Below are 1,441 nucleotides of genomic sequence, written 5' to 3' on the forward strand. Positions count from 1 at the left end.
CCCCTCGTCCGAGAACGGCAGCGTGGAGGACCTGCTGCCGTTCTCGGGAGGTCTGGGTGTGCTCGGTGCCGTTCGTGTCGTTCCAGCGCACGGTCGCCGTGGTCGCCCCGGTGCTGGGCCGCCCCGCCGGGCGGGGGGCGGCGGCGCGGCGAGGTCGAGCTGGGCGAACCCAAAGGTCGGTCCTTCTCGATCTCATGACGGAACGTTAGGTGCTGGCCCGATGTCGGAGTTGGCCCACAGTGCACCGGCGCCGGTCCGGGAGCGCACCGGCCGGTATCCTCGCCACGGCGGCGATCCGACGACGACGCTCCCACCCGGGCGACCGGGCGCTCCACTACCGCCGGTGGCGCACGTGCTCCGCCGGCGGCAGGGAGGGGTGCGTCCCGATGTCGGGTGGCGGCCATCGTGATGTCACGCTCGAACCCTTGACCGGATCTTTTCCGTTTCGCCATGATGCGCCGTCAGGTTGTGACTCCGCCGCTGGGGGAAGTCCGGTTCGAATCCGGCGCTGGCCCGCAACGGTAGGCCGCCGGCTCCTGGTCGGCGGCGAGCCCGAGTACCCGTCGGCGGAGGTGTGTCGTCCCTCCTCCCGTCGTGGTCCGCGGGCCGGAGCCCCGAGGGCTGCCCCCGGCTGTCGCCGCCGTCCTCCGGGCCCCTGCGTGCGGGCCCGGAAAGGTCACCATGCCCACGCTCCGCCGTGCCCTCGGTCTGCTCGCGATACCCGCCGTGGCGCTCGCCACCGCACTCCCGGCGGCCACCGCCGCCCACGCCGCGCCTGGGAACGCGCACGCCGCCGCGACCTCGACCCCGACGGTCCGCCCCGACGCCGCCGCGGGCGGCTGGCTGGCCCGCCAACTCGTCGACGGCGACCACTTCGAGTCCGTCTTCAACGGCACCGCCTACCCCGACCAGGGCCTCACCATCGACGCCGTACTGGCCTTCGCGGCCTCGCGCGGCTCCGACGAGGCCGCCGCGAAGGCCACCGCCTGGCTGGCGAAGCCCGAGATCATCGGCGGCTACCTCGGTGACGGCAGCACCGAGGCCTACGCGGGCGCGACCGCCAAGCTGCTGCTCGCCGTCGAGGTCCGCGGCGCGAACCCGGCGGCCTTCGGCGGCGTCGACCTGCCGGCCCGCCTGCGGTCGCTGCAGACCGCCGAGGGCCGGTTCTCCGACCGTTCCCAGTGGGGCGACTACAGCAACGCCTTCGGCCAGTCCCTCGCCGTGATCGCCCTGCACCGCACGCCCGGTGACGCTCCGACGGCGGCCGTGGACTTCCTGGCGAACAGCCAGTGCGCGGACGGCGGCTTCCCGCTCTCCTTCGGCCAGGCCGCCTGCACCAGTGACGCCGACGCCACCGCGCTCGCCGTCCAGGCCCTCGCCGCCACCGGGCGCACCGCCAAGGCGAACACGGGCCTGGGCTGGCTCACCGCCCACCAGAACC

General features: G+C 74.7%; 1 protein-coding gene and 1 riboswitch. The gene reads left to right on the forward strand.

Annotated elements, in window-relative coordinates:
- The first annotated feature begins 434 nt into the window (after nt 1–434).
- Nucleotides 435–583: riboswitch (cobalamin riboswitch) on the forward strand.
- Between the two features lie 98 nt (nt 584–681).
- The coding region (locus ACFU6K_RS38945; RefSeq protein WP_380671397.1) for a peptidase at nt 682–1,441 on the forward strand (760 nt) is incomplete at its 3' end.

The organism is Kitasatospora sp. NPDC057512, assembly GCF_042802135.1.
Classification (GTDB): Bacteria; Actinomycetota; Actinomycetes; order Streptomycetales; family Streptomycetaceae; genus Kitasatospora.